Origin of the sequence: Sulfitobacter sp. SK012 (genome assembly GCF_003352085.1) — a bacterium.
Classification (GTDB): Bacteria; Pseudomonadota; Alphaproteobacteria; order Rhodobacterales; family Rhodobacteraceae; genus Sulfitobacter.
Genome location: NZ_CP025804.1, coordinates 73,777 through 99,654, shown reverse-complemented (window position 1 = coordinate 99,654; position 25,878 = coordinate 73,777). Strand labels below are relative to the sequence as shown.

Sequence of the window (25,878 nt, the reverse complement as noted above, 5' to 3'; positions counted from 1 at the left end):
CTCCTAAATCACAAACTGGGCCAGCGTTTCGTCATTCGTGATGTCTGTATATGCAAATCCAGCAGCGTCCAGTTGGGCCAAAAATGGGCCAAAGCTATCCGGTTTGCGCGTCTCAATGCCAATCAAGACCGAACCAAAGTTGCGCGCCGATTTCTTGAGGTATTCGAATCTGCAAATGTCATCTTCAGGGCCAAGAATGCCCAAAAACTCCTTCAGCGCACCCGGTCGTTGCGGCATCCGTAGAATGAAGTATTTTTTCACCCCCGAATAGCGCTGTGCGCGTTCTTTGACCTCAGGCAGTCGCTCAAAGTCAAAGTTTCCCCCGGACGCGACACAAACCACAGTCTTACCGCGGATTTCGTCCGCAACTTCAGACAGCGCTTCAATGCTCAACGCGCCTGCAGGCTCCAGCACAACTCCTTCGACATTTAGCATCTCTGTGATGGTCACACATATTCGATCCTCAGACAGCGTGATCACATCCGATGGGTCAATCCCACGCAACCGCTCAAAATTGCGCGCGCCAATTTTTGCAACCGCAGCGCCGTCCACAAAGCTGTTGATTGGTGAGACATCTACTGGCTCTCCTTTGGCCAATGCGCTGGCAAGACTGGGAGCCCCATCAGGCTCTACAAAGGTATAGTTGCAGGTTTTACCAAAATAGCTAACCACTCCTGCCGATAGGCCTCCACCTCCAACTGGTAAGATAATGTGAGCGGGTACGCGCGCCAACTGGTCCTCAATCTCAACCGCAACGGATGCCTGGCCCTCAATCACATCCTCATCATCGAAGGGCGAAAGAAAATGCGCGCCCTCCTGAATGCAAAACTCTTGTGCAGCCGAAAGCGTCTTATCGAAATAGTCGCCAACGAGGCGCACTTCGATATGCGCTCCGCCAAAAATGCGGGTTTTCTGGATTTTCTGCTGGGGCGTTGTGACCGGCATAAAGATGACACCACGTACACCAAAATGGCTGCACATGAACGCAACGCCTTGGGCATGATTGCCAGCCGATGCGCATACAAAAACAGATTTCTCCGGAATAACTTTGCGCATGGCATTGAACGCCCCACGCAACTTGTAAGACCGCACCGGACTAAGATCTTCGCGCTTGAGCCAAATGTCTGCCTCAAACCGATCCGACAGATGATCGTTGCGCTGGAGCGGGGTCGCGCCAAAAACGTCGCGCATTGCTTGAGTCGCGGCCTTCGCCTTAAGCTGGAAATCGGTCATCATGTCCCCTTGCGCACCTTATGTTTCTTGTCGATAGGGCTGCTTTCGGCACAGGTCAACGAAGGCTTCAATCTTGCCCGTCCGGACAAAACCCGATACGTCGCGTGTCGAACCGAAAAGGAACCTCCAATGTCTGCGCCTAAAAAAGTTGTCCTCGCCTATTCCGGTGGTCTCGATACCTCCATCATCCTGAAGTGGCTGCAAACGGAATACGGCTGTGAAGTCGTGACGTTTACCGCAGATTTGGGTCAAGGCGAAGAACTAGAACCCGCCCGCGCCAAAGCTGAGATGATGGGTGCCTCCGAAATCTATGTCGAAGACCTGCGCGAAGAGTTCGTGCGCGATTTTGTCTTTCCGATGTTCCGCGCCAATGCTGTGTATGAAGGCCTGTATCTTTTGGGTACGTCTATCGCACGTCCGTTGATTTCGAAGCGCTTGGTTGAAATTGCCGAAGAGGTTGGAGCCGATGCCGTTGCGCACGGGGCAACTGGCAAGGGCAACGATCAGGTTCGGTTTGAGCTGGCCGCCTATGCATTGAACCCTGACATCAAGGTGATCGCACCTTGGCGTGAGTGGGACTTGTCGAGCCGTACCAAGCTGCTTGAGTTCGCCGAAGAGCACCAGATTCCCGTTGCGAAAGACAAACGTGGCGAAGCGCCATTCAGTGTCGATGCAAACTTGTTGCACACTTCCTCCGAGGGCAAAGTGCTGGAAGATCCCGCTGTCGACGCCCCTGAGTATGTCTATCAGCGCACCGTGAGCCCCGAAGAAGCGCCTGATACGCCCGAATACGTTGAGGTCGGATTTGAAAAAGGGGACGCCGTAAGCATCAATGGCACTGCAATGTCCCCTGCAACGATTTTGACCAAACTGAACGAGCTGGGTGGCAAGCATGGGTGCGGTCGCCTTGACCTGGTTGAGGGTCGCTTTGTTGGGATGAAATCGCGCGGAATATATGAAACACCGGGCGGTACTTTGTTGCTTGAAGCGCACCGTGCCATCGAATCAATCACGCTGGACCGGGGTGCAATGCACCTCAAGGATGCGCTGATGCCTCAATACGCTGAACTGATCTACAACGGGTTTTGGTTCAGCCCCGAACGGACCATGCTGCAAGCGGCAATCGACGCCAGTCAAACGCACGTAACCGGAACCGTTCGGCTCAAACTCTATAAAGGCCATGTGCGCACAGTGGGCCGCTGGTCGGATTATTCACTCTATTCCGAAGCGCATGTGACATTCGAAGATGATGCGGGTGCCTACGATCAAAAAGATGCGGCCGGCTTCATTCAGCTTAATGCGTTGCGCCTCAAACTGCTGGCCGCGCGCGATAAACGCCACAAATCTTAGGTTTAGAGATAATAGTGCCCCAGTCAGCTTCTTGACCGGGGCACTATTTTCGATTTTCTCTAAGCACTTCGTCGTGGATCTTAACAGCTGGCATGATCAGACATCCCTGTCAGAACTCCGGAACGACCAAAGCCGTTGCAAAAGTAAACTAGCATCACCACCCCGTGAGATTTGCTTTCAGACATTGCGTCGCGCCCAACACGGCGGCAGGCTTGTGGGAAAGGAGATCGTTACAATGAAACTTGCGACAATCAAAATGTATCTACTTGCGGGTCTGATCGTATTTGGCGGCATCGTTCAAGCGACAGGCGCAAGAGCCGCTGATCTTGAAACGCTCACGGTTGCCGGTGGTTGTTTCTGGTGCGTTGAGGCCGATTTTGAAAAGGTTGAGGGAGTCAAAGGTGCCGTATCGGGTTTTGCCGGCGGAACCGTCACAAACCCAACCTATAAACAGGTCGTTAAGGGCGGAACCGGGCACTATGAAGCCGTGCAAATCACATTCGACCCGTCGATCGTTTCATCCGACCAGCTGCTGAGCCTTTTCTTCCGCTCTGTCGATCCGACAGACGCAGGCGGTCAGTTTTGCGACCGGGGTGACAGCTACCGCACCGCGATCTTTGCCGATGACAGCGCACAAAAGGCCGCGGCGGAAAAAGCCAAGTCAGATGCCGCAGCTGCCTTGGGGCAAAAAATCGTGACACCAATATTGGGCGCAGCGAAGTTTTGGCCGGCAGACGGGTCCCATCAGAATTATTACAGAGGCTCTAAGTTGGTCCTGACCCGGTTTGGCCCGAAACGCCAAGCTTCAGCGTATGAAGCGTATCGAAACGCCTGTGGCCGAGATGCACGCGTCAAACAGCTTTGGGGAAGCGCCGCGCCGTTTGCCAGTTAAGAGCCGAAGTGATCCTGGATTTCTTTGAGGTCTGGGATCACATCGCCGGTGCCTAACCGCGACACCATCAAGGCACCGGCCTTGAGGGCCAAGTCTATAGAAGCTTGCATCGACAAGCCCCGATCGAGGCCCGCCAGCAAATATCCGGTAAAAGTATCACCTGCTCCGGTGCTGTCTATTGGGTTGGCTGGATAGGCATCAAAGGCCAAGGTGCCCTTGTTAGAGACCCATTTACATCCAGCGGCACCCAAAGTTACGACCACATCCCGAACGCCCAGCGCCCCGAGGTCTTGCCCTGTAGCTTTTTCCAGCTGCGCCGCTTCGACTTCGTTCAGGACCATAAGGTCAATCTTGTCCAGCAGCGTCGCTACCGCATCTGCGTCAAAAGGGGCCGCCGCATAACAAATCCGCAAGCCCAGCACTCGGGCAGTGGTGGCAGCATAGCTTTGGCCGTTGGTTTCGTGTTGCATCAACAGAAAATCGCCCGCCATTGCCTCAGTCAAAGCAGCGCCAATCATCGCGTTAGTGATGGCGACATTAGCGCCGGGGAAAAGGACAATGGAATTTTCCCCCGCTTCATCCACACTGATATTGGCATGACCTGTTGGGCCACCCAATTCAGCGATATGCGGGGTATCAACGCCGTATTCGAGGAGTCTCGCAACACACCAGCGCCCATCCTGACCGACTGCACCGATATGGGCCACACGTGCAGCAGCTCGCGCGGCCGCGATCGACATATTCGCCCCCTTGCCACCTAGGCCCTGAGAATAGTCAGTAGCGGCAAGTGTCTCTCCGGGGCCCGGCAGATGCGGGACTCGGTAAACGTTATCGATATTGATTGAGCCGAGATTCCAGATCATCCGCCAACCTTACATGCGGCAAGAACGGCCATGTTCAAGATGTCGTTCGCGGTCGAGGTAGAGGATGCAATCTGGATCGACTTATCAAGGCCCGTCAGGATTGGGCCAATGACGGTCGCCCCCGCCATTTCTTGCATCAGCTTCACAGAAATGCTCGCCGAGTGGCGGGCTGGGACAACGAGAATATTTGCAGGGCCCGTCAATCGCGAGAAAGGATAGTTCGCCTGAGACGCGGCATTCAGCGCAACGTCGACTGTCATCTCGCCCTCGTATTCAAAGTCCACACCACGTTCATCAAGAACACGAGGTGCGAGGTGCATTTTTTCCGCGCGCTCCGACACAGGATAGCCAAAGGTCGAAAAACTAACGAAGGCTACACGTGGCTCCAGCCCCATGTGGCGCGCAACTCCAGCAGCACTTTCAGCGATGTTCGCCAAATCCTCGGCGTCAGGCCATTCATGCACCAACGTATCCGCGATAAACACGATACGCCCCTTGTGAAGCAAAGCGGTCACGCCGGTCACACCGTGTTCGGCATCTGCGTCAAATACGTGGTTGATCCGCTCAAGCACATGCGCTGATTTGCGGGTCGCTCCAGTGACCAAGCCATCGCCATGACCATGCGCCAGCATCAACGCCGCGAAAACGTGGCGATCACGCGCGGCAAGGCGGCGGATATCTACACTGTCGAAACCTTTGCGCTGGAGGCGTTTATACAAGAACGTCTTGTAGGTCTCGAGATGCTCGGTGTTGGCGGCATTAACGATCTCAAGCTCGCTTGCTGCACCGCCTAGCCCTGCTGCTTTCAGCTTGGCGTCAACATCATCAGCACGGCCAACAACAACCGCCTGCCCCAAACCGGCACGGTGGTACATAACAGCAGCGCGCAATACCTTCGGGTCGTCCCCTTCGGCAAAGATCATACGTGCTTGATTGGCCCGCGCCCGCGCGTTGATTCCGCGCAAGATGTTCGCCGTCGGATCCATCCGTGACTTTAGCGATGCCTCATAGGCGTCCATATCGATGATTGGTCGCCGCGCAACACCTGTGTCCATCCCCGCGCGCGCTACGGCGGGAGGGATACGGTGGATCAAACGCGGATCAAATGGCGTAGGGATGATATAATCGCGGCCAAACGTTAGGTTCTTACCATAGGCCAACGCGACTTCGTCAGGCACATCTTCTCTCGCCAAATTCGCGAGCGCATGAGCACAGGCAATTTTCATCTCGTCGTTAATGGCGCGCGCATGAATGTCGAGCGCACCGCGAAACAGATAAGGAAAGCCCAGCACGTTGTTAACTTGGTTTGGGTAATCACTACGCCCGGTCGCAACAATCGCATCTTCACGCACAGCGTGCGCCTCTTCGGGAGTGATTTCGGGATCAGGGTTCGCCATTGCAAAGATAACTGGGTTTGGCGCCATTCCCTCAACCATTTCAGGTGTCACCGCGCCCTTGGCGCTCACGCCAAGAAATACATCTGCGTCCTTCATGGCATCGGCCAAACTGCGCGCTTCTGTCATTGCGGCGTGCGCAGATTTCCACTGATTCATACCCTCAGTTCGGCCCTGATAAATCACGCCCTTGGTATCGCACATGATGCAATGGTCGTGTCGGGCCCCCATTGATTTTAACAGCTCAAGACACGCAATCCCTGCGGCACCCGCACCGTTCAGGACAATCCGCACATCCTCGATTTTTTTCCCGGAAATGTGCAGCGCGTTCAGCAATCCCGCGGCACAAATCACAGCGGTTCCATGTTGATCGTCATGAAAAACCGGGATGTCCATTTCTTCTTTGAGCCGTTGCTCAATGATAAAACACTCCGGTGCTTTAATGTCTTCGAGGTTGATGCCCCCAAAGGTTGGCCCCATTAATCGAACTGCATTGACGAACGCATCTGTGTCTTCGGTATCAAGTTCGATATCGATAGAATTAACGTCGGCAAAGCGTTTGAACAAAACCGCCTTTCCTTCCATCACCGGCTTGGACGCCAGCGCGCCCAAATTGCCTAGGCCTAGCACCGCGGTGCCGTTGGAAATGACTGCAACCAAATTGCCTTTGTTCGTGTAGTCGTAAGCGGTTTCCGGGTTTGCGGCGATAGCCTCGCAAGGCACGGCAACGCCTGGAGAATAGGCCAAGCTAAGGTCGCGCTGCGTTGTCATTGGGACAGTCGCAGTTATCTCAAACTTGCCCGGTGTCGGTTCAAGGTGGAAGGCAAGAGCCTCTTCGGCGGTGACTTTGTTCTTGGTCATGGGTTGAGGTCCTTTGAAATCCGACTCAGCTTGCTTAGCCTAGCGCGCCACCGCTCTCAAGCTTACGCGGTTTTGCCTTTCGCCTGTGCACGCGGATTTGTAAGGTCGCGCAAGTTTGCCGGGGGGCCCTTTATGACCGTCACACCAATGATGGCGCAGTATCTAGAATTGAAGGCAGGGTACGAAGGTGCCCTGCTCTTTTATCGTATGGGCGATTTCTATGAGATGTTCTTCGACGATGCCGTAGCAGCAGCCGAAGCGCTCGATATCGCACTGACCAAACGCGGCAAACATGACGGTACCGACATCCCGATGTGCGGCGTTCCTGTGCACGCTGCCGAAGGATATTTGCTGACCCTAATTCGCAAGGGGTTCCGAGTTGCTGTCTGCGAACAAATGGAAACCCCAGCCGAGGCGAAAAAACGTGGCCATAAATCCGTGGTTCATCGTGATGTCGTGCGATTGGTGACCCCCGGAACCTTGACCGAAGAATCGCTGCTTGATGCGCGGCGTCACAATTATCTGGCCGCCTATGCGGAAGTCCGCAATGCAGCGGCGCTGGCATGGGTTGATATATCAACAGGTTCGTTTCACGTGATGCCATTGTCTCGCGTTCGGTTGGGTCCAGAGATTGCGCGCCTTGCTCCGTCGGAGCTTTTGATTCCGGACATTAAGTTCGAAGAACTACGTTATTTAGAGACTGAATTTCCCATCGCTTTGACCGAACTTTCAGGTGCAAGTTTCGATAGTGCGGGCGCTGAAAAACGGATTGAAACGCTGTTTGGCATACAAAGTCTGGATGCGTTTGGCGCATTCTCGCGACCTGAAGTGGCGGCTATGGGCGCGGTAATCTCCTATCTAGAGATCACACAAAAAGGCAAATTGCCCTTGCTGCGCGCACCCACCAAAGAATCTGAATCGCGCACTGTGCAGATTGATGCCGCTACACGCAGAAACTTGGAATTGACCCATGCGCTCAGCGGCGGGCGTGCGGGATCCCTTCTGTCTGTGATGGACCGTACATTGACTGCCGGCGGCGGGCGCTTGTTGGAAAGCCGGATCTCCAGCCCCTCTCGAGCGCTTGATGTCATCCTAGGGCGTCAGGAAGCAATAGAATTTGGGGTCCTGCAATCCCAACCAGTTGGCGACGTTCGCGCAAGATTGCGGAATGTCCCTGACCTTGAGCGCGCCCTCTCTCGACTTTCCTTGGACCGAGGCGGGCCCCGCGACCTGACATCGATCAGAAACGGCTTATCCGAAGCCGCCATGCTTAGCACGATGATGCAACCGTTAGATCTTCCCAATCTTTTGAGGGATGCAGTCAATTCCTTGACGGGTCATGATACGCTAATCAACCTGCTGGACGAGGCATTGATTGCAGAGCCGCCCTTGCTCGCACGTGACGGCGGATTTATCGCACCTGGCTATTTGCCGGACTTGGACGAATCCCGTCAACTGCGCGACGAAGGCCGCAGTGTCATCGCCCGGATGCAGCAAGAATTTGTCTCTGAGACAGGTATTTCGACTCTGAAAATCAAACACAACAATGTGCTCGGATACTTCATCGAAACGACATCAACCCACGCAGAAAAGATGCTTTCTGCACCCTTGTCTGAAAAATTTATTCACCGCCAAACAACCGCAAATCAAGTGCGCTTCACGACGGTGGAATTGTCCGAATTAGAGACCAAAATTCTCAATGCTGGTAACCATGCGATTGAAATGGAAAAGCGTGAATATGAGACACTAAAACGGGCAATTCTTCTGGACGCTACAGATATTGCGGCTACCTCTGCTGCGCTGGCTGAATTTGATCTAACATGTGCATTGGCTGATTTGGCCGTATCAGAGGATTGGGTAAAGCCGACAGTTGACGATAGCCGCGCGTTTGAGATTTCTGGCGGACGGCATCCTGTTGTTGAGCAAGCCCTGCAGAGGCAATCAGGTACCCCATTTGTCGCTAACGACTGTGATCTCACTGCGGATCAGGGCGCAAGTATCTGGCTTTTGACGGGCCCCAATATGGCGGGTAAATCTACCTTCTTGCGGCAAAATGCGATAATCGCGCTGATAGCACAAATAGGTAGCTATGTGCCGGCACAGGCCGCGCATATTGGTTTGGTCAGTCAACTTTTTAGCCGCGTTGGTGCGTCCGATGATTTAGCCCGCGGTCGCTCGACCTTCATGGTTGAGATGGTGGAAACCGCCGCGATTTTGAACCAAGCCGATGATCGCGCGCTCATAATCTTGGATGAAATTGGTCGCGGGACAGCGACCTACGACGGTCTGTCCATCGCTTGGGCCACTTTGGAACACCTTCACGACGTGAATCGTGCACGCGCGCTGTTCGCGACGCATTACCACGAGATGACCGCACTTGCGACAAAACTAGACGGCGTCGAAAATGCGACCGTCACCGTCAAGGAGTGGGAAGGCGAGGTGATCTTCTTGCATGAGGTCCGCAAGGGGGCCGCGGATCGGTCTTATGGCGTGCAGGTTGCGCAACTGGCAGGCTTACCAGTCTCGGTGATCAGTCGCGCTCGGGTCGTGCTAGAGGCGCTTGAAAAGGGTGAACGCGAAGGCGGGGCAAAACAAAAGACCCTAATCGACGACTTACCGCTGTTCGCTGCAACTGCTGCGCCAGCGCCGAAGCCCCTTAAGACTTCAGCCGTAGAAACGCTTGTGGGGGAGATATTGCCTGATGAGCTGACCCCGAAAGAGGCGCTTGATCTGATCTACAAACTAAAAGAGGCGGCCAAATCCTGACCGCCTCATAAATTATGCACCTATCAGAAACCTACCCGGCAGGCTGAGACGACACGCCAACCTGCGCAGGACGCAAAAGGCGGTCATGCAGCATGAAACCCTCAGCGGCGACTTGAATAATATCACCCGCTCTGGTGCCCGGTACAGGTGCCTCAAACATCGCTTGGTGATGTTTGGGATCAAAACGGTCACCAACTTCCGGTGCGATAATCTCCATGCCGTGCTTTTTGAACACGTTCAGCAGTTCACGCATCGTCAGCTCAACACCTTCGAGCAGTGCACCAGAAACCGCGCGCTGATCTTCAGTCGCGACTTCGAGGGCACGTTTCATATTGTCGTAGACCGGCAGCATATCCCGCGCGAGCTTTGAGCCCCCGTAGTTTTCTGCCTCACGGCGGTCCTTGTCGGACCGCTTACGTGCGTTCTCTGCTTCAGCAAGTGCGCGCATAAAGCGGTCACGATACTGATCTCGGTCCGCCCGAAGCTCATCAATCTCTACCGCTTCGTCATCAATCTCTTCCATTTCGTCCGCGTACTCTTCGGCTTCTGCCGAATCCACGTCATCCAAGAAGTCTTCGTTTTTGGGGTCTGCCATCTTCCACCTCTAACTCCGGTCGGAAATTAACTTCCCAACCAGTTGTGCCGTGTAATTCACAATCGGCACGATCCGCCCATAGTTCAGACGTGTCGGACCGATAACGCCCACCGCGCCAATTATCTTTCGATCAGCGTTCATATAAGGGGAAACGACGAGAGAGGAACCCGAAAGTGAGAAAAGTTTGTTCTCAGAGCCAATAAAAATGCGAACACCCTCTCCATCTTCGGCCAGTTCGAGGAAATCAGCGATATCACGCTTGCGTTCCAGGTCGTCAAACAGAAGGCGAATGCGGTCAAGGTCCTCCGCTTCACCTGTTTCGGTAAGGAGATTTGCGCGGCCCCGAACGATAAGGCGCTCTGTGTGATCTTCGCCCTCTCCCCAAATCGCCACGCCACTTTCAACCAACTGCCGCGCAAGGACATCGATCTCTTGCCGTCGGCTTGCGATTTCATGACCGATATTGCGCTGAAGCTCGCTGATGGTTTTACCCTCAACTAACGCATTCAGAAAATTAACCGCTTCGCGCATCGAGCTGGGTGTTTGGCCGGGGGGCGGCGTAAACAGGCGGTTTTCGACATGCCCATCCGAAAAAACCAAAACCACTAGCGCCCGATCATGGGCCAACGAAACGAACTCTATATGGCGTATTGGTGCCTCATGTTTGGGTGCTAACACAAGTGACGCACCCTGCGTCACCCCGGACAGCGCTGAACCCACACGATCAAGGATTCCACTCACATCATTTTCGTTGCGGCCCAGTGTAGCGTCAATTTTTTCTCGATCCGTCTCGTCAGGATGACCTACCTCCAGCAATCCGTCGACAAACATTCGCAGACCTAACTGCGTCGGAACCCGTCCAGAGCTGACATGCGTACTGCCCAAAAGTCCCATATACTCGAGGTCTTGCATGACATTTCGGATGGTGGCGGGACTCACCTTTTCGCTGAAATCCCTTGTTAGGGTACGCGAACCCACGGGATCACCATTCGCCAGATAGCCCTCGACAACCCGGCGAAAGACTTCGCGGGACCGGTCGTTCATCTCTTGCAGCAGGGATGTGGCATCATGGTTCATCACATCTCAATAAAGGGAGTGTTGGAGCAAACGTCAATCGGGGTTGCATCCTGTGTGGTACGAACGCTATCCCGACTGCGTACTCAATAAAGGATAGCCCCATGCGCCCCTCCGGCCGGAAACTTGATGAAATGCGCTCTGTCTCTGTCGAGACAGGATTTACAAAACACGCCGAAGGGTCTGCCTTGATCAAGATGGGCGATACACACGTGCTGTGTACCGCCACGATCGAAGACCGTGTGCCGCCCTTTATCAAGGGGTCTGGTTTGGGCTGGGTCACTGCGGAATACGGCATGTTGCCCCGTGCGACCAACACCCGCATGCGCCGCGAAGCTGCTTCAGGCAAGCAAGGCGGGCGTACCGTTGAAATCCAGCGGTTGATCGGCCGCTCCCTACGCGCGGGCGTTGACCGCGTTGCATTGGGCGAGCGTCAAATCACTGTGGACTGTGATGTATTGCAGGCCGATGGCGGCACGCGCTGTGCATCGATCACAGGTGGCTGGATTGCGTTGCGTCTGGCGGTGAACAAGCTGATGAAAGCTGGCGATGTCACCAGCGATCCACTGGTCGATCCAGTTGCCGCAATTAGCTGTGGAATCTACGCAGGCCAGCCGGTGCTTGATCTTGATTATCCTGAAGATTCAGAAGCTGGCGTTGATGGCAACTTCATCATGACCAGCACCAAGAAACTGATTGAGGTGCAAATGAGCGCCGAAGGTTCAACTTACTCCCGTGATCAGATGAATGCGCTTCTCGATCTTGCTGAAAAAGGCGTTGACGAATTAGTCGCCATCCAAAAAGCAGCCACCGCATGATAAGAAAATTCACCGATACCCGCATTCTGATCGCCACCCACAACGCTGGCAAGCTTGAAGAGATGGGGCACCTATTTGCGCCGCGCGGTGTATCGGTGGTCGGTGCCGCAGAGATGAACTTGCCGGAACCAGAGGAAACTGAAGATACCTTTGTTGGGAATGCTCGGATCAAGGCACATGCTTCGGCCAAGGCAACGGGCTTGCCAGCTTTGGCCGACGATTCCGGAATTCAGGTCGCAGCTCTAGATGGTGCTCCCGGTGTCTATACTGCTGATTGGGCTGAAACGCCGAACGGTCGAGATTTCATCATGGCGATGACAAAAACTCACGACCTGCTTGAAGCAAAAGGTGCGTCTCATCCGCGTCACGCGCGGTTTTGTGCCACGTTGGTTTTGGCCTGGCCCGATGGTCATGATGAAGTTGTTGAGGGGTTTGTCGATGGAACTCTTGTTTGGCCAATGCGCGGCGAAACCGGCCATGGATACGATCCTATGTTTCAGCCTGTAGGTCACGAGATAACTTTTGCACAAATGCCCGCAGCGGAGAAGAATGCCATCAGCCATCGTGCGGATGCATTCAAAAAATTGCTGGCCCTGTGCTTTGACTGAAGACTGGCAGAACGGTGGCTTTGGAATTTATATCCACTGGCCGTTTTGCGAGGCAAAGTGCCCCTATTGTGACTTTAACAGCCATGTTGCGCGCCACATTGATCAAGCAGCTTGGCGGGACGCATACCTGACGGAGTTAAAGCGCGCTGCCTCCGAAGTACCCGGTCGGATCGTAAATGCTGTCTTCTTTGGTGGGGGCACACCCAGTCTCATGGACCCAGATACGGTCGCAGAGGTAATCGCGGAAATCAGGCGGCTGTGGCCAACGTCGAATGACCTTGAGATTACGCTTGAAGCCAATCCAAGCTCTGTTGAGGCTGGTCGTTTTGCGCAATACCGTGATGGAGGCGTTACGCGCATCTCAATGGGCATTCAGGCCTTGAACGATGCTGACCTCAAACGCCTCGGTCGCATTCACACAGCCAAGGAAGCATTGGCCGCGTTTGATACAGCGCGTGGGATTTTTGAACGGGTCAGTTTTGATCTGATATATGCCCGCCAAGATCAAACCCTGGCCGCATGGGAAACAGAGCTCAACCAGGCTCTATCCATGGCGATAGATCACATGTCTCTCTATCAGCTGACAGTAGAAGACGGTACTGCGTTTGGCGATCGATATGCCGCAGGTAAGTTGCGGGGGCTTCCAGCAGATAACTTAAGCGCTGACATGTACGATTTGACGCAGGAAATCTGCGAAGACGCTGGGATGACGTCCTACGAAGTTTCCAACCACGCGCGGGATGGCGCGCAATCGCGGCACAATCTGATTTATTGGCGGTATGGAGATTATGTCGGTATCGGTCCAGGAGCCCACGGTCGGTTGACCATTGGCGGATCAAAATTTGCGACGACCTGCTACAGTAATCCCAAACGTTGGTTGGACGGCGTTTCTTTGGCGCAAACGGAACAGCCGAGAGAAACGCTGAGCCAAGGTGACCAAGCGACCGAAATGCTCCTTATGGGTCTTCGGTTGAAAGAAGGCATTGATCCGGAGCGCTATGCCAAGCTGGCCGGCAAAGCGCTTAACCCTGATGCCCTATTAAAACTGACCGATCTAGGCATGCTGGATCAATCAGATTCAAGGTTAATTGTTTCAAAACAAGGATTTAACGTCTTAAACTCCATACTATCCGAACTGCTACAAGACTAACTTCCACTTAGCATTCTGCAAATCTCGTCCAGCTGGTCGAGAGATTTATAATGCAGTGTCATCTGTCCGCTTTCTTTGCCCGAGTTATGGTTCAGAGAAACCCGCATTCCCAAATTCGCAGAAAGATCGCCCTCAAGGGCTTTCGTGTCGGCATCTTTTTCCGCAGTTTCTGGTTTTGCCGATTTCGACCCACCCGTGGATTGCCCACCAGACAGCTCTTTCTTGACCAAAGCCTCTGTCGCTCGAACAGACAACCCGCCCTTTACGATCAGTTGCGCCAGCTTCAGTGGATCCTTAGCAGGAATGAGCGCCCTAGCATGGCCGGCGCTTAGGTCACCTTGGCTCACTAGATCAATCACAGTTTGCGGGAGGTTCAATAGACGAAGCAGGTTAGCGATGTGGCTTCTGCTCTTTCCGAGCGCTTCCGCCATCTTTTCCTGAGTATGCCCGAACTTGTCCATTAGCTGCCGATATCCGGTCGCTTCCTCAATTGCATTTAGGTCGGCGCGCTGAATGTTCTCGATGATCGCCACTTCGAGTACTTCAACGTCCGTGAATTCACGCACAATAACAGGCAGTTCATGCAATTGTGCCATTTGAGATGCGCGCCAGCGACGTTCTCCCGCAACAATTTCATAACTCTGGTCAACACGTCGGCGCACGATCAGAGGTTGGATAACGCCCTTTTCTCGTATCGAGGCCGCAAGATCATCTAGATCATCTTTAACGAACTGCTTGCGGGGCTGATCCGGGTTAGGCGAAATCTGCTCGATCGGAACCATTCGCTCAGCAGATATTGATCCGCCAGCCGCCCTGGCTTCCGTCTCATTCACGTCTGCCATCAACGCGGACAAACCACGCCCCAAACCGCGTTTTCGATCAGGTGATTTAGCCACTCTGCACCTCTTTCTGCTTTTCTGCGTTATTCGCCAAAAGTTCGGCCGCCAAAGCACGGTATGCCATGGCCCCCTTGGATGTTGAGTCATAGCTCAGGACCGGCATTGCAAAGCTTGGCGCCTCACTAACACGAACGTTTCGGGGCACTACCGTCTTAAACACCAATTCACCCAAATTGCTTCGTGCATCCTGTTCGACTTGCTGCGACAGATTATTCCGGCTGTCGTACATTGTCAGCACTACACCTTCTATGCGGAGATCTGGGTTCCCCGTTTGTCTCACCTCTCTGATGCTGAGCATCAACTGGGACAGGCCCTCAAGCGCATAGAACTCGCTCTGGAGCGGGATAAGGATAGAATGCGCGGCGATCATCGCATTGACCGTCAATAGATTTAAAGACGGTGGACAATCAATCAAAACAAAATCCAGCTCGTACGCATCAATTTGCGGCTGTCGCAAAGCGTCGTGAAGCAAGAAGCTTCTTTTCTCATTGGAAATAAGATCCAGATCAGCCGAGCTAAGATCAACTGTCGCCGGAATAATTGACAGGTTCTTCGTTGCAGAAGGCAAGATAACATCCTTGAGTTCAATGTCTTCCAGCAAGAGTTCGTATGTCGTGAACTCCCGGTCCTCCATATCAATTCCAAGGCCCGTCGAAGCATTTCCCTGAGGGTCCAAGTCAACAACAAGTACTTTTAGGCCGAGTTCAGCCAGTGCAGCGGCCAAGTTTATGGTTGTTGTCGTTTTCCCAACACCACCTTTTTGGTTCGCCACTGCTATGATTTTCGGACCAATAGGTCGTGATAAATCAGACACGTTTTATTCCTCTAATTCGCAGAATAACCGCTTCGGGGTTCGTCTTACTAGTAATCTCTTCTGCTTCATAAGACCACGCCAAACGCGCAACATCACTCTCTTCTCGCCAAGACTTTCCCTTGGGAAAAAGCGCGGTCCCGCCCTCTGCCATGTGGCGTTCGGCATGGCCAAGGAGTTCATTTAGGCTCCCCAACGCCCGCGCGGAGACAACTGGTGCGTCAACCGGAGGTGCCTCTTCTATTCGTTCGGAAATTACTTCAACTGTTAGACCCATTTCACGAGCCGCCGTTCGCAAAAATGCGCACTTACGTTGATCGCTTTCAATAAATGTGAATTTTCGCCTATCGTTGCTTTCAACGTCCATTATCGCTGCCACTACGCCAGGAAATCCGCCTCCGCTACCGATATCAAGCCAATCAGCTCCGGACGGGGCTAGATCATAAAGTTGCGCGGAGTCCGCAATATGACGGTCCCAAATATGGTCCAGACTACTCGAAGACACCAAATTAATCTTGGGGTTCCACTTCCTGACGAGATCGACAAAAGCGTTTAGCCGATCGAATGTTTCACGTGAAACATCTAGCAGCTCCGGATTGAACTCCATCAAGCTGTCTTCTTCTGTCGTCTACGCAACATCGCAAGCAACAGCGTTAACGCTGCAGGCGTCATTCCGTCTAGCTTTGCAGCCTGGGCCAAACTCGAAGGGCGCGCTCGCTCAAGCTTTGCTTTCAATTCATTCGAAAGACCTTCAATGGATGAGTATTCAAAATCTAGAGGGATTAACTCTCCCTCGTCCTTCCTAAGCCTTGCTACGTCTTTCTCCTGCCTTTTTAGATAGTTAGCGTAGAGCGCGTCTTTGCTTAGCTGTGCAGAAATTTCCGAGTTTATGCTCGTCAGCTCTGAGTCCAACACGGTAAGCTGTTCAAATGAGACGTCAGGAAAAGACAACAACTGGAAGGCAGTCCGCTTTGTGCCGTCTTGACTGACCTGTATTCCTGCCCGCTCAGCTTCTTTGCCACTAAAGCGTTGGCGTTCGAGCAGTGACATTGCATTAGAAAGTAGCACAGCCTTCTCTGTGAATGCCCGCATTCTCTCGTTCGAAACACACCCAATATCAATCGCTTTCGGGGTCAGTCGCTGGTCTGCATTATCCGCCCGCAGTGAAAGTCGGAACTCAGCACGCGACGTGAACATTCTATACGGTTCTGTCACGCCCCGACTTGTAAGGTCATCAATCATGACACCGATGTAACTCTCAGTTCTACTGAACAGAATGGCATCTTGATCAATCGCGGACGCGGCTGCGTTCAATCCAGCGACCAAGCCTTGCGCTGCTGCTTCTTCATATCCGGTCGTGCCATTAATTTGGCCGGCAAGGTATAGCCCTGGAACATTTTTCAGCTCCAATGTGTTCTTGAGTGATCTAGGATCGATGTAATCATACTCAATCGCGTAACCCGGTTGAAGAATGTTTGCACCCTCAAGTCCAAAAATCGAACGTACGTAGTCTTCTTGAACATCCACCGGTAATGACGTCGAAATACCGTTGGGATAAACCGTCGATGTATCGAGGCCTTCTGGCTCTAGGAATATTTGGTGGGAGTCTTTGTCAGCAAACCGAACTACTTTATCTTCGATTGAGGGGCAGTATCTCGGGCCAATTCCGTCAATATGACCACCGTACATAGCAGAGCGACCTAGGTTATTTCGAATGATCTCATGAGTATTTTCATTTGTATGAGTGATCCCACATGAAATTTGACGAGCTACCAACCCTTTATTCATAAAGGAAAATAAGGTGGGATCAGCGTCCCCTGGTTGAGATTCCAACTTCGACCATTCAATAGTCTTGCCATCCAGCCTTGGTGGTGTTCCTGTTTTTAGTCGACCCAGATCAAATCCAAAACCATCCAGTCGTGCGGCTAACCCAACAGACGCCTTATCACCTATACGGCCGCCACTTTGCTGAACGTCTCCAATGTGAATAACGCCACGGAGAAACGTCCCGGCCGTCAGTATCACCGAGTGTGAAGATATCTCAGAGCCATCTCCCAAGACAACACCGCCAACAGCCTCGCCATTCATCATGAAATCTACAACTTCGCCCTCAATGACATCAAGGTTTTGCTGATTCTCAATTTCTGCCATTATCCCAGCGCGATACAAGTTTCGGTCTGCTTGAGCCCTTGGGCCCTGAACAGCGGGACCTTTGCGCCTGTTTAGCAGTCGGAATTGGATACCTGCGGTATCCGCGACACGACCCATTATGCCATCAAAAGCATCAATTTCGCGTACAAGGTGGCCTTTGCCAAGGCCGCCAATCGCTGGATTACAGGACATTACGCCAATCGTGTTAGCCGACATTGTCACTAGCACGGTTCGGGCACCCATCCGAGCTGATGCATGGGCTGCTTCAGAACCCGCGTGACCACCGCCAATTACTAAGACATCAAAATGTTTCACGTGAAACACTCCTCACTTTCCAACACAAAAGTTGGCAAAAATTTCGCCAAGCAGAGTTTCAACATCAATCAACCCGACAAGAGCCTCAAGCGAGCGAACGCCAATCCGAAGTTCTTCTGCCGCTAAATCATAAGCATCTGGACCACTATCTAGCAACTCCAGACAAGCCAATAGGCCGACCAATGCATCTGTCATGGCTTGAGAATGCCGTAAATGAGTTGCAAGCCCAGCGCCAGCTGCCATTTCTGTCAGCCGCTGACCGATCCGGGCCAAAAGTTCGTCAATTCCGGAACCAGACAAACCGGATACAAACGGGAACGGCTCGCCAGTCAAATCGGCCTTAGGGTGAATAACAATATCGCTGGTCTCTAGACGAACCGGAGCCGCAGATCCTTGCTCCAGCATGACAACACGCAGATCAGCGTTCCCAGCACGCGATAACGCTCGGTCAATACCAATCTTCTCTATCTCATCGCTGCTTTCACGAATTCCAGCCGTATCCAGCAAAGTGACCGGCAGGCCGCCGATTTCCATTCGGACTTCAATTACGTCACGGGTAGTCCCCGCAATGTTAGATGTAATCGCAGCCTCTCGACCCGCAAGTCTATTAAGTAGCGTTGATTTTCCCACATTTGGTTCACCAATGATGGCAACCTCGAACCCCAATCGGATCCGTTCCGCTGCAGAGGTCCCCGCAATTTGCCCTTCCAGATCCTGTCTGACGCCACCCAGCAAATCTCGGACCTCGCTTGAAACGTCAACAGGAACATCTTCGTCCGCAAAGTCGATTGTCGCCTCTAAAAGGGCTGCTGCGCGTATGAGCTTTGAACGCCAAATTTCAACCTGCGCTCCCAATTCCCCGTCCAAAACGCGCAGCGCTTGCTTCCTTTGCGCCTCTGTCTCCGCGTCAATCAAGTCAGAAAGGCCTTCGACTTGTGTTAGGTCCAGCTTTCCGTTTTCTAATGCCTTGCGTGTAAACTCACCTGGTTCGGCCAGTCGAAAGCCCTCCATCAACGATAGTTCTGTCAGAATTCGCCGAGTAATCGCGATACTGCCGTGGAGATGAAGTTCGACAACGTCGTCGCCTGTAAAGCTGGCTGGGCTCTCAAAAAAGAATACGAGCGCTTGGTCAACAAAGTCGCCATCTGCGCCCCATAGCTTTCGGTACGCAGCAAATCGCGGTTTTGGAACATCACCGGCAAGGGCCAGGCATGCACATTGGGCGTTAGGGCCCGAAATTCGGACAACACTAACACCCGCTCGGCCCATCGCTGTCGCCTGCGCAAAAATCGTTTCCATAGACCTAAGCCTTTGAAATATTTAGGTATTCATCGAATCAAAGAAGTCTGAATTCGTTTTTGTCTGCTTTAATTTGGATACCAAGAATTCAATCGCATCTGTCGTTCCCATTGGATTCAGAATTCGGCGCAACACAAAGGTTTTCTGCAGGTCAATTTTATCAACCAACAGTTCCTCTTTGCGGGTGCCAGATTTCAGAATATCAATCGCCGGGAAGACCCGCTTGTCCGCGATCTTGCGATCCAGCACGATTTCAGAGTTACCAGTCCCTTTGAATTCTTCAAAGATCACTTCGTCCATGCGTGAACCCGTATCAATCAAGGCCGTCGCGATGATTGTCAGCGAGCCACCTTCTTCAATGTTCCGCGCCGCACCAAAGAAGCGCTTAGGACGCTGCAAAGCATTCGCATCCACACCACCGGTCAAAACCTTGCCTGATGACGGAACAACAGTGTTGAATGCACGGCCCAGACGCGTAATCGAATCAAGCAAGATAACAACGTCACGCTTATGCTCAACAAGGCGTTTGGCCTTTTCGATGACCATGTCAGACACCGCAACGTGACGGGTCGCCGGTTCGTCAAATGTTGATGATACAACTTCACCTTTGACCGAACGCTGCATGTCCGTGACTTCTTCGGGACGTTCATCAATCAGCAACACGATCAAGTAACACTCTGGGTGGTTCTTTTCGATGCTGTTGGCAATGTTCTGAAGTAGAACCGTTTTACCTGTACGCGGCGGTGCTACGATCAATGCACGCTGGCCTTTGCCAATCGGTGATACCAGATCGATAATCCGTGCTGAGCGGTCTTTGATCGTCGGATCATCAACTTCCATAGTCATCCGTTCATCCGGATAGAGTGGTGTAAGGTTCTCAAAGGCAACTTTGTGACGCGCCTTCTCAGGGTCTTCAAAGTTGATTTTGGTTACCTCGATCAGGGCAAAGTAACGCTCGGTGTCGTCAGGGGCCTTAATGAGCCCCTCAATGGTATCCCCAGTACGCAGCGAATGTTGGCGGATCATGTCCGGAGACAGATAAATGTCATCTGGGCCTGGCAGATAGTTCGCTTCAGGCGAACGCAGAAAGCCAAACCCGTCCTGCAGGACTTCAAGCACGCCATCACCCGAAATTTCCCAACCTTCATCCGCCCGCTCGCGCAGGATTTGGAACATCATCTCGCCCTTACGCATGGTCGAAGCGTTCTCGATCTCAAGCTCTTCGGCCATCGACAAAAGGTTTTTAGGGGATTGTGCCTTAAGATCGGCAAGGTTCAGTGTATCAATTTCAGTGGTCATGGAAGTACCCGCGCCAAAGCCACGCCAATGGGCGGGCTGGTCATATTCAAAAATTTCAATGTTGCGCCATCCCCGAATGGGGCGGTGACTGCCATGTAAGCAAACCGGTCCATTTAGTCAATCACTCAGAACTTCACGGTCACTGACAGTACGATCACGATCATCAGCACCGTCGGTACTTCATTCAACATTCGGTATTGTTTGCCGCTGAGCGTATTTTCACCGCGCCCAAAGCTCTTAACACGCCCCTCGAGCCAAATATGAAAACCAGACATGGCCAGAACCCCCAACATCTTTGTCCAAGGCCATACTGCTGACCAATCAACAACGCCCGGAGTCAGAACTAATAGCAGCCCAAAGAACCAAGTGGCCAACATCGCCGGTCCCATAATCACTTTTGAAAGCTTAAATTCCATCATGCTAAACAGCTCATGGGTTTCACCACTCAGACCAACACGCTCTGTGTGGTGCACCAAAAGCCTCGGAAGATAGAACAGCCCGGCCATCCATGATATCACTGCCATGATATGGAAACCCTTGATCCAGGGATAAGCAAGGCTGAGAAAATCGGTCACGGGGCATCCTTCCTGTCTCGGCCCTTCTTAATATAATATAAGAAGAAGGAAAGATTGATGATGTAAGTAGGGAAGGCATTTTCTGTGGATTATTGTGTTATCCCCAGAGATGTCCCCCTGTTAGTTAGCGAAAATAGGTGATGTGATTATCTAGAAGGTATCTGTTTTAAAGTAATAAAATCAGATGCTTAAAAGATAATTTTGAGTTTTTGGCTGTGTGCATCTCTGTGAATAATCTTTGTAGACCGAGAGTTTGCCACAAGCCGTTTTTATCCTTATCCACGCAGGGATAAAACTTGCAGAGAACTGCATAAATCGCCGAGTTTTCCTGACTTGCGCTCGAACCCCAGATTCCGGACAACAAGTCCACCTTACATCCCGAACCTTGTACAAGGCTTATCCACATGGCGTCGCAGATCATACTTGCCTCAGGTTCCAAAATTAGGTCGCAGCTTTTGCACCAAGCATGCGTACCGCATCAGGTGATCATCGCTCGGGTTGATGAAGAGATGATCAAGGACGCGATGATCGCAGAATCTGCACCACCCCGGGATATTGCGGATGCGCTTGCCGGGCTGAAGGCAGCTAAGGTTAGTGAAAAGAACCCCGGTGCCTTGGTCATTGCATGTGATCAAGTTCTTGATTTCGCCGGTCAGATGTTCAGCAAACCAAAAAACCAAACCGAAGCCATTGCTCAGCTTAAGACATTACGTGGCAACCGTCACATGTTGTTGTCTGCCGCGGTGATCTATGAAGACGGCAAGCCTCTTTGGCGCCATGTCGGTCAGGTTCGCCTGCGGATGCGCGAAGCATCAGACGACTACATAGATGACTATGTAACTCGAAATTGGGACAGCATTCAGCATGCGGTGGGTGCCTACAAGCTGGAGGAAGAAGGAGTTCGGCTTTTCACCAGCGTCGAAGGGGATTACTTTAACGTTCTGGGTATGCCACTTCTGGAGATACTCAATTATCTAACCCTGCGCGGAGACATTGCTCAATGAAAGACCCCTCAGCGGCCCCGCAACGTATACCAATTGCCGGCGTAATCGGGTGCCCTATCGCGCAATCCAAGTCGCCACAAATACACCGCCACTGGCTTAAGACCTACGGTATTGCTGGCCACTACATTCCAATGCACGTTGAGGTGTGCGATCTTAAAACGGTACTAGAGACGCTCCCTAAAATGGGCTTTGTTGGTGCTAACGTCACAATTCCGCACAAAGAGTCCGTGCTGGAGCTTGCAGATCTGGTGACGGATCGGGCAACCCTGATTGGTGCCGCGAACACGCTTATTTTCCGCAAAGATGGAAAGCTGCAGGCAGACAACACTGACGGATACGGTTTTACAGAGAACTTGCGCCATAATGCACCCACTTGGGACCCAAGTTCCGGCCCCGCCGCGGTTCTTGGGGCCGGCGGTTCTGCCCGCGCGGTCATCGCTTCTTTGATTGAAGCCGGTGTTCCGGAAATACTTTTGTCGAATCGGACACGCGTCCGCGCCGAGAGGCTTAAATCTGATTTCGGCAGTCGTTTGAAGATTTTTGACTGGGTGCAAGCAGGCAACATGCTGGATGAAGCCGCACTTGTGGTAAATACCACATCGCTTGGCATGATTGGCAAAAGTGAATTGCGTGTTCCATTGGACGGTTTGCGCGCCGGTACAGTTGTGACTGATCTCGTTTACGCGCCTCTAAAGACATCGTTTTTAGAAACCGCAGAACAGATGGGCTGCGTTACTGTCGATGGCCTTGGTATGCTCCTACATCAGGCGGTGCCTGCGTTTGAACGTTGGTTCGGTCGCCGTCCAGAAGTAGACCGCGCCACACGTGCTGCCGCTTTGCGCTGATGTTTCTGCTGGGTCTCACAGGATCGATCGGTATGGGGAAATCGACGGCCGCTTCGATGTTTGCTGATTTGGGCTGTGCCGTTTGGGATGCGGACGCCGCCGTGCACCGGCTTTACGCGGTTGGAGGTGGTGCTGTATCGCAGATGAAAGATGCTTTCCCAGATGCAATTGTGGACGATGCCGTTTCGCGACCCGCGCTCAAAGAAATCATCTCGTTGAATCCGGCCGCGCTCAAGCAAATCGAGCGTATCGTGCACCCCTTGGTCGCCCAAGACAGGGCCGAGTTCATTTCACAGGCCACCACTGATATCGTCGTTTTTGACATCCCCCTATTGTTTGAAACCGGCGGCAATATCGCTATGGATGCCACCGCCTGCGTTTTTGTGAATGATGACGTTCAAGAAGCCCGCGTAATGGAGCGAGGCACAATGACCTATGATCAATTTATGTCGATCCGGGCCAAACAGATACCAGCTGCGGAAAAATGTAAGCTTGCAGACTATGTAATCCCTACTGATACGCTTGAAGAGGCCGCACGTGAGGTCCACAACATTGTTATGAAAATCAGGAGCCAACTGTCCCATGCGTGAGATCGTCCTTGATACAGAAACCACCGGATTCGACCCCAATTCGGGCGACCGTATCGTAGAAATCGGCGCGGTTGAGCTGATGGGCCATATGGCTACCGGCAAGACGTTTCACGAATATATCAACCCCGAGCGCGGCATGCCAGATGAAGCTTTTCAAGTTCACGGGCTGGGGGATGATTTCCTGCGGGATAGACCAAAGTTTGCAGCGGTGGGTCAGGCCTTTCTTGATTTCATCGGCGAGTCAAAGCTGGTGATCCATAACGCAAGTTTCGACATTAAGTTCCTCAATGCTGAACTGAAATGGATGGGTTTGCCTCTGATCCCATGGGAACAGGCAATTGATACGCTCGCCATGGCCCGCAAGAAGTTCCCAGGCTCACCTTCCTCGCTGGATGCGCTTTGTCGGCGTTTCAATATCGACAATGCATCGCGAACACTGCACGGCGCGTTATTGGACAGTGAAATTTTGGCCGAGGTTTACCTTGAGCTGATCGGCGGTAAGCAGCCTGATTTCGGACTTTCGACCAAACCACAGCAAAAAGCTGGTGAGACCTCAACCCAGTGGACGCCGCGATCACGCCCGATGCCTTTGCCAGAACGCATCACTGAAACAGAAAACGCCGCCCATGCTGAGTTTGTCAGCAAATTGGGCGGCGATGTGTTGTGGCTAAAGTCGTAAAGGCTTAGGCGTCTGCCTTGCCCTTTTGCTCTGCCTGAAGCCGTGCGACTTCATTGCGGTAAAGCGTTACGAAATCGATGTTTTCCAAGTTCAGCGGCGGGAAGCCGCCATCGCGGGTGATGTCGCTGACAATGCGGCGCAGGAATGGGAAAATCATCCGAGGGCATTCGATCATCAAGAACGGGTGCATTTGATCTTCTGGCACGCCCTCGATGTGAAAAATACCAACATAATCAATCTCTAGTGCGAAAAGAACGGTATCGGCGTCCTTTGCCTTTGAGGTGACGTTCAACTTGATCGCCGTCTCATACTGATTTTCTGCTGGGCGCTTCTTGGGCTCCAGATTGATCTGCATCTGCACATCTGGTTGCACATCGGCTGGCGCGCCTTTTTGTGCCATGATGTTTTCAAATGACAGATCGCGGATAAATTGACCCAACACACGCATTTGTGGTGCGGTGGGTGTTGCTGCTTCGGCCTCAGCCATGGGTGTCTCCCTTTGGAGGTTGGAAATAAATCTGCTGCGTCCTAGCAGGTTGCTGCGTGTCGCTCAATGCTTTGTCCAACCGGAAGGCCCTTTGGGCGCGTCGTCCTCCTCAGGAATCTCTACATAGTCGCCTTCGATCACATCGCCATCCTTGGCGCGTTGGCCCGGACCTCGTGGTTGTGCACCTGCGTTTTGGCCAAAGCTCTGGATTTTCACACGAGCACGTATCGCGTGGTAAAGCGCTTGTCTGATCTGTGGGACCAACAAGCTAAACCCAACGGCGTCCGTAAAAAACCCGGGCGTGAGCAAGAGTGCGCCTGCAAATAAGATCATGGCCCCACTCATCAAAGATTCTGTGGGATCACGCATGTCAGAAATCGATGATCGGACCTCGCTCATGGCCATAAGGCCCTGACTGCGGACCAAATAAGCACCTAACATAGCTGTGAACACAACAATCAGCAGGGTTGGAAAAAGCCCAATAAACCCGCCTACCTGAATGAATAACGCAATCTCGATCACCGGTACGGCAATAAACGCGATCAGAAGCCACATGAGTATGTCCTTTCCGGGGGCCGAGCAGTGGACTTGGCCCCATCGACAACCTACATAAGTTGCCTAGACGCTTTTTTCCACGCTTCATCTTCAACGAGGTCCCTATGAATTCGCCGCTCATTCAGCTTTTGGTGCTGGCAGGAATTGCCGTGTTCCTGATCCTACGCCTAAAGAACGTCCTTGGAACACGTGAAGGCTTTGAAAAACCGCCTGTGCCTCTGTCCGATACCACCCGCCGTCCCGGCCCCGCACTTGAGGTGATCGAAGGCGGACCTGATCTGGATATCACCGATCATGTCGATGAAGGCTCCGATGAAGCGAAAGCATTGGCTGAAATGAAACGGATCGAACCGTCGTTTCACGTGGGTGATTTCCTCGGCGGCGCGCGTGGTGCTTATGAGATGATTGTGATGGGCTACGAACACGGTGATCTAGATGAAATTCAGCCATTTCTCTCTGAGCCGGTCTACGAGAGCTTTGTCGAAGGCGTTTCAGCACGCGAAGATCAAGGTCTGACCATCGAAGCAAACTTTATCGGTGTGCGCGAGATGAGCCTTGCCAATGCGACCCTCGACCCCAAAACCAACGAAGCTGAGATAACAATCCGCTTCGTGGCTGAATTGAACTCGGCCGTGCGTGACGAGGGCGGTGACATCATTGAGGGCAGCCTTACAGAAATCAAAAAGCAAAAAGACACGTGGGCGTTTGCCCGCATAATGGGTTCGGATGATCCAAATTGGCTCTTGGTCTCTACAGACGGCTAAG

25 protein-coding genes are annotated in these 25,878 nt (G+C 52.7%); 11 read left to right on the top strand and 14 right to left on the bottom strand.

The window, feature by feature from the left end; genetic code table 11:
- Window positions 1–3 precede the first annotated feature (3 nt).
- Window positions 4–1,233, bottom strand: a complete 1,230-nt coding sequence (ilvA, locus tag C1J03_RS00475; RefSeq protein ID WP_114882624.1) for a threonine ammonia-lyase IlvA — start codon at window positions 1,231–1,233, stop codon at window positions 4–6.
- 129 nt (window positions 1,234–1,362) lie between these two features.
- Here ilvA and C1J03_RS00470 point away from each other — a divergent pair, with 129 nt between their 5' ends.
- Both C1J03_RS00470 and msrA read left to right on the top strand, forming a co-directional pair.
- Window positions 1,363–2,583: an argininosuccinate synthase gene (locus tag C1J03_RS00470; protein ID WP_114882622.1), complete on the top strand. Its 1,221-nt coding sequence runs from the start codon at window positions 1,363–1,365 to the stop codon at window positions 2,581–2,583.
- Window positions 2,584–2,818: 235 nt separating this feature from the next.
- The gene (gene msrA, locus C1J03_RS00465; RefSeq protein ID WP_114882620.1) at window positions 2,819–3,475 is read left to right on the top strand and encodes a peptide-methionine (S)-S-oxide reductase MsrA; all 657 of its coding nucleotides are present in this window, start codon (window positions 2,819–2,821) and stop codon (window positions 3,473–3,475) included.
- Here msrA and C1J03_RS00460 read toward each other — a convergent pair.
- On the bottom strand, window positions 3,472–4,338 hold the full coding sequence (locus C1J03_RS00460) for a ribokinase (RefSeq protein WP_114882618.1): 867 nt from the start codon (window positions 4,336–4,338) through the stop codon (window positions 3,472–3,474). The genes msrA and C1J03_RS00460 overlap by 4 nt on opposite strands.
- Window positions 4,335–6,593 carry an NADP-dependent malic enzyme gene (locus C1J03_RS00455; RefSeq protein ID WP_114882616.1) on the bottom strand — a complete coding sequence of 753 codons (2,259 nt, stop codon included), beginning with the start codon at window positions 6,591–6,593 and terminating at the stop codon, window positions 4,335–4,337. Before C1J03_RS00455 ends, C1J03_RS00460 begins: the two co-directional genes overlap by 4 nt.
- 132 nt (window positions 6,594–6,725) lie before the next feature.
- Here C1J03_RS00455 and mutS point away from each other — a divergent pair, with 132 nt between their 5' ends.
- Entirely contained in the window at window positions 6,726–9,359 is a 2,634-nt protein-coding gene (gene mutS / locus C1J03_RS00450; protein ID WP_114882614.1) for a DNA mismatch repair protein MutS, read from the top strand.
- 31 nt (window positions 9,360–9,390) lie between these two features.
- Here the strand turns inward: mutS and C1J03_RS00445 are convergent, their stop codons facing one another.
- Together C1J03_RS00445 and hrcA are read right to left on the bottom strand one after the other, a co-directional pair.
- The gene (locus C1J03_RS00445; protein WP_114882612.1) at window positions 9,391–9,954 is read right to left on the bottom strand and encodes a nucleotide exchange factor GrpE; all 564 of its coding nucleotides are present in this window, start codon (window positions 9,952–9,954) and stop codon (window positions 9,391–9,393) included.
- 9 nt (window positions 9,955–9,963) lie between these two features.
- Entirely contained in the window at window positions 9,964–10,998 is a 1,035-nt protein-coding gene (hrcA, locus tag C1J03_RS00440; protein ID WP_216825916.1) for a heat-inducible transcriptional repressor HrcA, read from the bottom strand.
- A gap of 134 nt (window positions 10,999–11,132) precedes the next feature.
- Between hrcA and rph the strand changes: the two genes are divergently transcribed.
- The 3 genes from rph to hemW are packed head-to-tail and all read left to right on the top strand — an operon-like array spanning window position 11,133 to window position 13,604.
- Window positions 11,133–11,846: a ribonuclease PH gene (gene rph / locus C1J03_RS00435; protein ID WP_114882608.1), complete on the top strand. Its 714-nt coding sequence runs from the start codon at window positions 11,133–11,135 to the stop codon at window positions 11,844–11,846.
- Window positions 11,843–12,454 (top strand): RdgB/HAM1 family non-canonical purine NTP pyrophosphatase, encoded by a 612-nt coding sequence (gene rdgB, locus C1J03_RS00430; protein ID WP_114882606.1) that lies wholly within the window; start codon window positions 11,843–11,845, stop codon window positions 12,452–12,454. Before rph ends, rdgB begins: the two co-directional genes overlap by 4 nt.
- Window positions 12,447–13,604: a radical SAM family heme chaperone HemW gene (gene hemW / locus C1J03_RS00425; protein ID WP_114882605.1), complete on the top strand. Its 1,158-nt coding sequence runs from the start codon at window positions 12,447–12,449 to the stop codon at window positions 13,602–13,604. Before rdgB ends, hemW begins: the two co-directional genes overlap by 8 nt.
- On the opposite strand, the gene C1J03_RS00420 is transcribed toward hemW, so the two are convergent.
- From C1J03_RS00420 to C1J03_RS00390, 7 genes are all read right to left on the bottom strand, one after another.
- Window positions 13,601–14,500, bottom strand: a complete 900-nt coding sequence (locus C1J03_RS00420; RefSeq protein ID WP_441351123.1) for a ParB/RepB/Spo0J family partition protein — start codon at window positions 14,498–14,500, stop codon at window positions 13,601–13,603. The genes hemW and C1J03_RS00420 overlap by 4 nt on opposite strands.
- The gene (locus C1J03_RS00415; protein ID WP_114882603.1) at window positions 14,493–15,317 is read right to left on the bottom strand and encodes a ParA family protein; all 825 of its coding nucleotides are present in this window, start codon (window positions 15,315–15,317) and stop codon (window positions 14,493–14,495) included. Before C1J03_RS00415 ends, C1J03_RS00420 begins: the two co-directional genes overlap by 8 nt.
- Window positions 15,310–15,921, bottom strand: a complete 612-nt coding sequence (gene rsmG, locus C1J03_RS00410; protein ID WP_114882600.1) for a 16S rRNA (guanine(527)-N(7))-methyltransferase RsmG — start codon at window positions 15,919–15,921, stop codon at window positions 15,310–15,312. The genes C1J03_RS00415 and rsmG overlap by 8 nt, the downstream gene beginning before the upstream one ends.
- A complete protein-coding gene (mnmG, locus tag C1J03_RS00405; RefSeq protein WP_114888771.1) occupies window positions 15,921–17,780 on the bottom strand; it encodes a tRNA uridine-5-carboxymethylaminomethyl(34) synthesis enzyme MnmG in 1,860 nt (619 codons plus the stop codon). Before mnmG ends, rsmG begins: the two co-directional genes overlap by 1 nt.
- Window positions 17,781–17,792: 12 nt before the next feature.
- Window positions 17,793–19,079 carry a tRNA uridine-5-carboxymethylaminomethyl(34) synthesis GTPase MnmE gene (gene mnmE / locus C1J03_RS00400; RefSeq protein WP_114882598.1) on the bottom strand — a complete coding sequence of 429 codons (1,287 nt, stop codon included), beginning with the start codon at window positions 19,077–19,079 and terminating at the stop codon, window positions 17,793–17,795.
- 21 nt (window positions 19,080–19,100) lie between these two features.
- Window positions 19,101–20,378 carry a transcription termination factor Rho gene (rho, locus tag C1J03_RS00395; protein WP_114882596.1) on the bottom strand — a complete coding sequence of 426 codons (1,278 nt, stop codon included), beginning with the start codon at window positions 20,376–20,378 and terminating at the stop codon, window positions 19,101–19,103.
- A 125-nt stretch (window positions 20,379–20,503) separates the two neighbouring features.
- Window positions 20,504–20,953: a CopD family protein gene (locus C1J03_RS00390; RefSeq protein WP_114882594.1), complete on the bottom strand. Its 450-nt coding sequence runs from the start codon at window positions 20,951–20,953 to the stop codon at window positions 20,504–20,506.
- Window positions 20,954–21,357: 404 nt separating this feature from the next.
- On the opposite strand from C1J03_RS00390, the gene C1J03_RS00380 reads away from it, so the two are divergent.
- From C1J03_RS00380 to dnaQ, 4 genes are read left to right on the top strand one after another with little or no spacing between them, the layout of a single operon-like run.
- Entirely contained in the window at window positions 21,358–21,957 is a 600-nt protein-coding gene (locus C1J03_RS00380; RefSeq protein WP_114882591.1) for a Maf family protein, read from the top strand.
- Window positions 21,954–22,802 (top strand): shikimate dehydrogenase, encoded by an 849-nt coding sequence (locus tag C1J03_RS00375; RefSeq protein ID WP_114882589.1) that lies wholly within the window; start codon window positions 21,954–21,956, stop codon window positions 22,800–22,802. The genes C1J03_RS00380 and C1J03_RS00375 overlap by 4 nt, the downstream gene beginning before the upstream one ends.
- Window positions 22,802–23,392, top strand: coding sequence for a dephospho-CoA kinase (gene coaE / locus C1J03_RS00370; protein ID WP_114882587.1), 591 nt, complete (start codon window positions 22,802–22,804; stop codon window positions 23,390–23,392). Before C1J03_RS00375 ends, coaE begins: the two co-directional genes overlap by 1 nt.
- Window positions 23,385–24,071, top strand: a complete 687-nt coding sequence (gene dnaQ, locus C1J03_RS00365) for a DNA polymerase III subunit epsilon (RefSeq protein WP_114882585.1) — start codon at window positions 23,385–23,387, stop codon at window positions 24,069–24,071. The genes coaE and dnaQ overlap by 8 nt, the downstream gene beginning before the upstream one ends.
- Before the next feature lie 4 nt (window positions 24,072–24,075).
- Here dnaQ and secB read toward each other — a convergent pair whose 3' ends face one another.
- Window positions 24,076–24,558 (bottom strand): protein-export chaperone SecB, encoded by a 483-nt coding sequence (gene secB / locus C1J03_RS00360; RefSeq protein ID WP_114882583.1) that lies wholly within the window; start codon window positions 24,556–24,558, stop codon window positions 24,076–24,078.
- Window positions 24,559–24,621: 63 nt separating this feature from the next.
- A complete protein-coding gene (locus C1J03_RS00355; protein WP_114882581.1) occupies window positions 24,622–25,113 on the bottom strand; it encodes an FxsA family protein in 492 nt (163 codons plus the stop codon).
- 104 nt (window positions 25,114–25,217) lie between these two features.
- Here C1J03_RS00355 and C1J03_RS00350 point away from each other — a divergent pair, with 104 nt between their 5' ends.
- Entirely contained in the window at window positions 25,218–25,877 is a 660-nt protein-coding gene (locus C1J03_RS00350) for a Tim44/TimA family putative adaptor protein (protein WP_114882579.1), read from the top strand.
- Window position 25,878: the final 1 nt, after the last annotated feature.

Excerpts from the sequence above, each read along its gene's own strand:
- ilvA (WP_114882624.1), bottom strand. The coding sequence starts at position 1,233 with ATGACCGATTTCCAGCTTAAGGCGAAGGCCGCGACTCAAGCAATGCGC.
- C1J03_RS00470 (WP_114882622.1), top strand. The coding sequence starts at position 1,363 with ATGTCTGCGCCTAAAAAAGTTGTCCTCGCCTATTCCGGTGGTCTCGAT.
- msrA (WP_114882620.1), top strand. The coding sequence starts at position 2,819 with ATGAAACTTGCGACAATCAAAATGTATCTACTTGCGGGTCTGATCGTA.
- C1J03_RS00460 (WP_114882618.1), bottom strand. The coding sequence starts at position 4,338 with ATGATCTGGAATCTCGGCTCAATCAATATCGATAACGTTTACCGAGTC.
- C1J03_RS00455 (WP_114882616.1), bottom strand. The coding sequence starts at position 6,593 with ATGACCAAGAACAAAGTCACCGCCGAAGAGGCTCTTGCCTTCCACCTT.
- mutS (WP_114882614.1), top strand. The coding sequence starts at position 6,726 with ATGACCGTCACACCAATGATGGCGCAGTATCTAGAATTGAAGGCAGGG.
- C1J03_RS00445 (WP_114882612.1), bottom strand. The coding sequence starts at position 9,954 with ATGGCAGACCCCAAAAACGAAGACTTCTTGGATGACGTGGATTCGGCA.
- hrcA (WP_216825916.1), bottom strand. The coding sequence starts at position 10,998 with ATGAACGACCGGTCCCGCGAAGTCTTTCGCCGGGTTGTCGAGGGCTAT.
- rph (WP_114882608.1), top strand. The coding sequence starts at position 11,133 with ATGCGCCCCTCCGGCCGGAAACTTGATGAAATGCGCTCTGTCTCTGTC.
- rdgB (WP_114882606.1), top strand. The coding sequence starts at position 11,843 with ATGATAAGAAAATTCACCGATACCCGCATTCTGATCGCCACCCACAAC.
- rsmG (WP_114882600.1), bottom strand. The coding sequence starts at position 15,921 with ATGGAGTTCAATCCGGAGCTGCTAGATGTTTCACGTGAAACATTCGAT.
- mnmE (WP_114882598.1), bottom strand. The coding sequence starts at position 19,079 with ATGGAAACGATTTTTGCGCAGGCGACAGCGATGGGCCGAGCGGGTGTT.
- rho (WP_114882596.1), bottom strand. The coding sequence starts at position 20,378 with ATGACCACTGAAATTGATACACTGAACCTTGCCGATCTTAAGGCACAA.
- C1J03_RS00380 (WP_114882591.1), top strand. The coding sequence starts at position 21,358 with ATGGCGTCGCAGATCATACTTGCCTCAGGTTCCAAAATTAGGTCGCAG.
- C1J03_RS00375 (WP_114882589.1), top strand. The coding sequence starts at position 21,954 with ATGAAAGACCCCTCAGCGGCCCCGCAACGTATACCAATTGCCGGCGTA.
- coaE (WP_114882587.1), top strand. The coding sequence starts at position 22,802 with ATGTTTCTGCTGGGTCTCACAGGATCGATCGGTATGGGGAAATCGACG.
- dnaQ (WP_114882585.1), top strand. The coding sequence starts at position 23,385 with ATGCGTGAGATCGTCCTTGATACAGAAACCACCGGATTCGACCCCAAT.
- secB (WP_114882583.1), bottom strand. The coding sequence starts at position 24,558 with ATGGCTGAGGCCGAAGCAGCAACACCCACCGCACCACAAATGCGTGTG.
- C1J03_RS00355 (WP_114882581.1), bottom strand. The coding sequence starts at position 25,113 with ATGTGGCTTCTGATCGCGTTTATTGCCGTACCGGTGATCGAGATTGCG.
- C1J03_RS00350 (WP_114882579.1), top strand. The coding sequence starts at position 25,218 with ATGAATTCGCCGCTCATTCAGCTTTTGGTGCTGGCAGGAATTGCCGTG.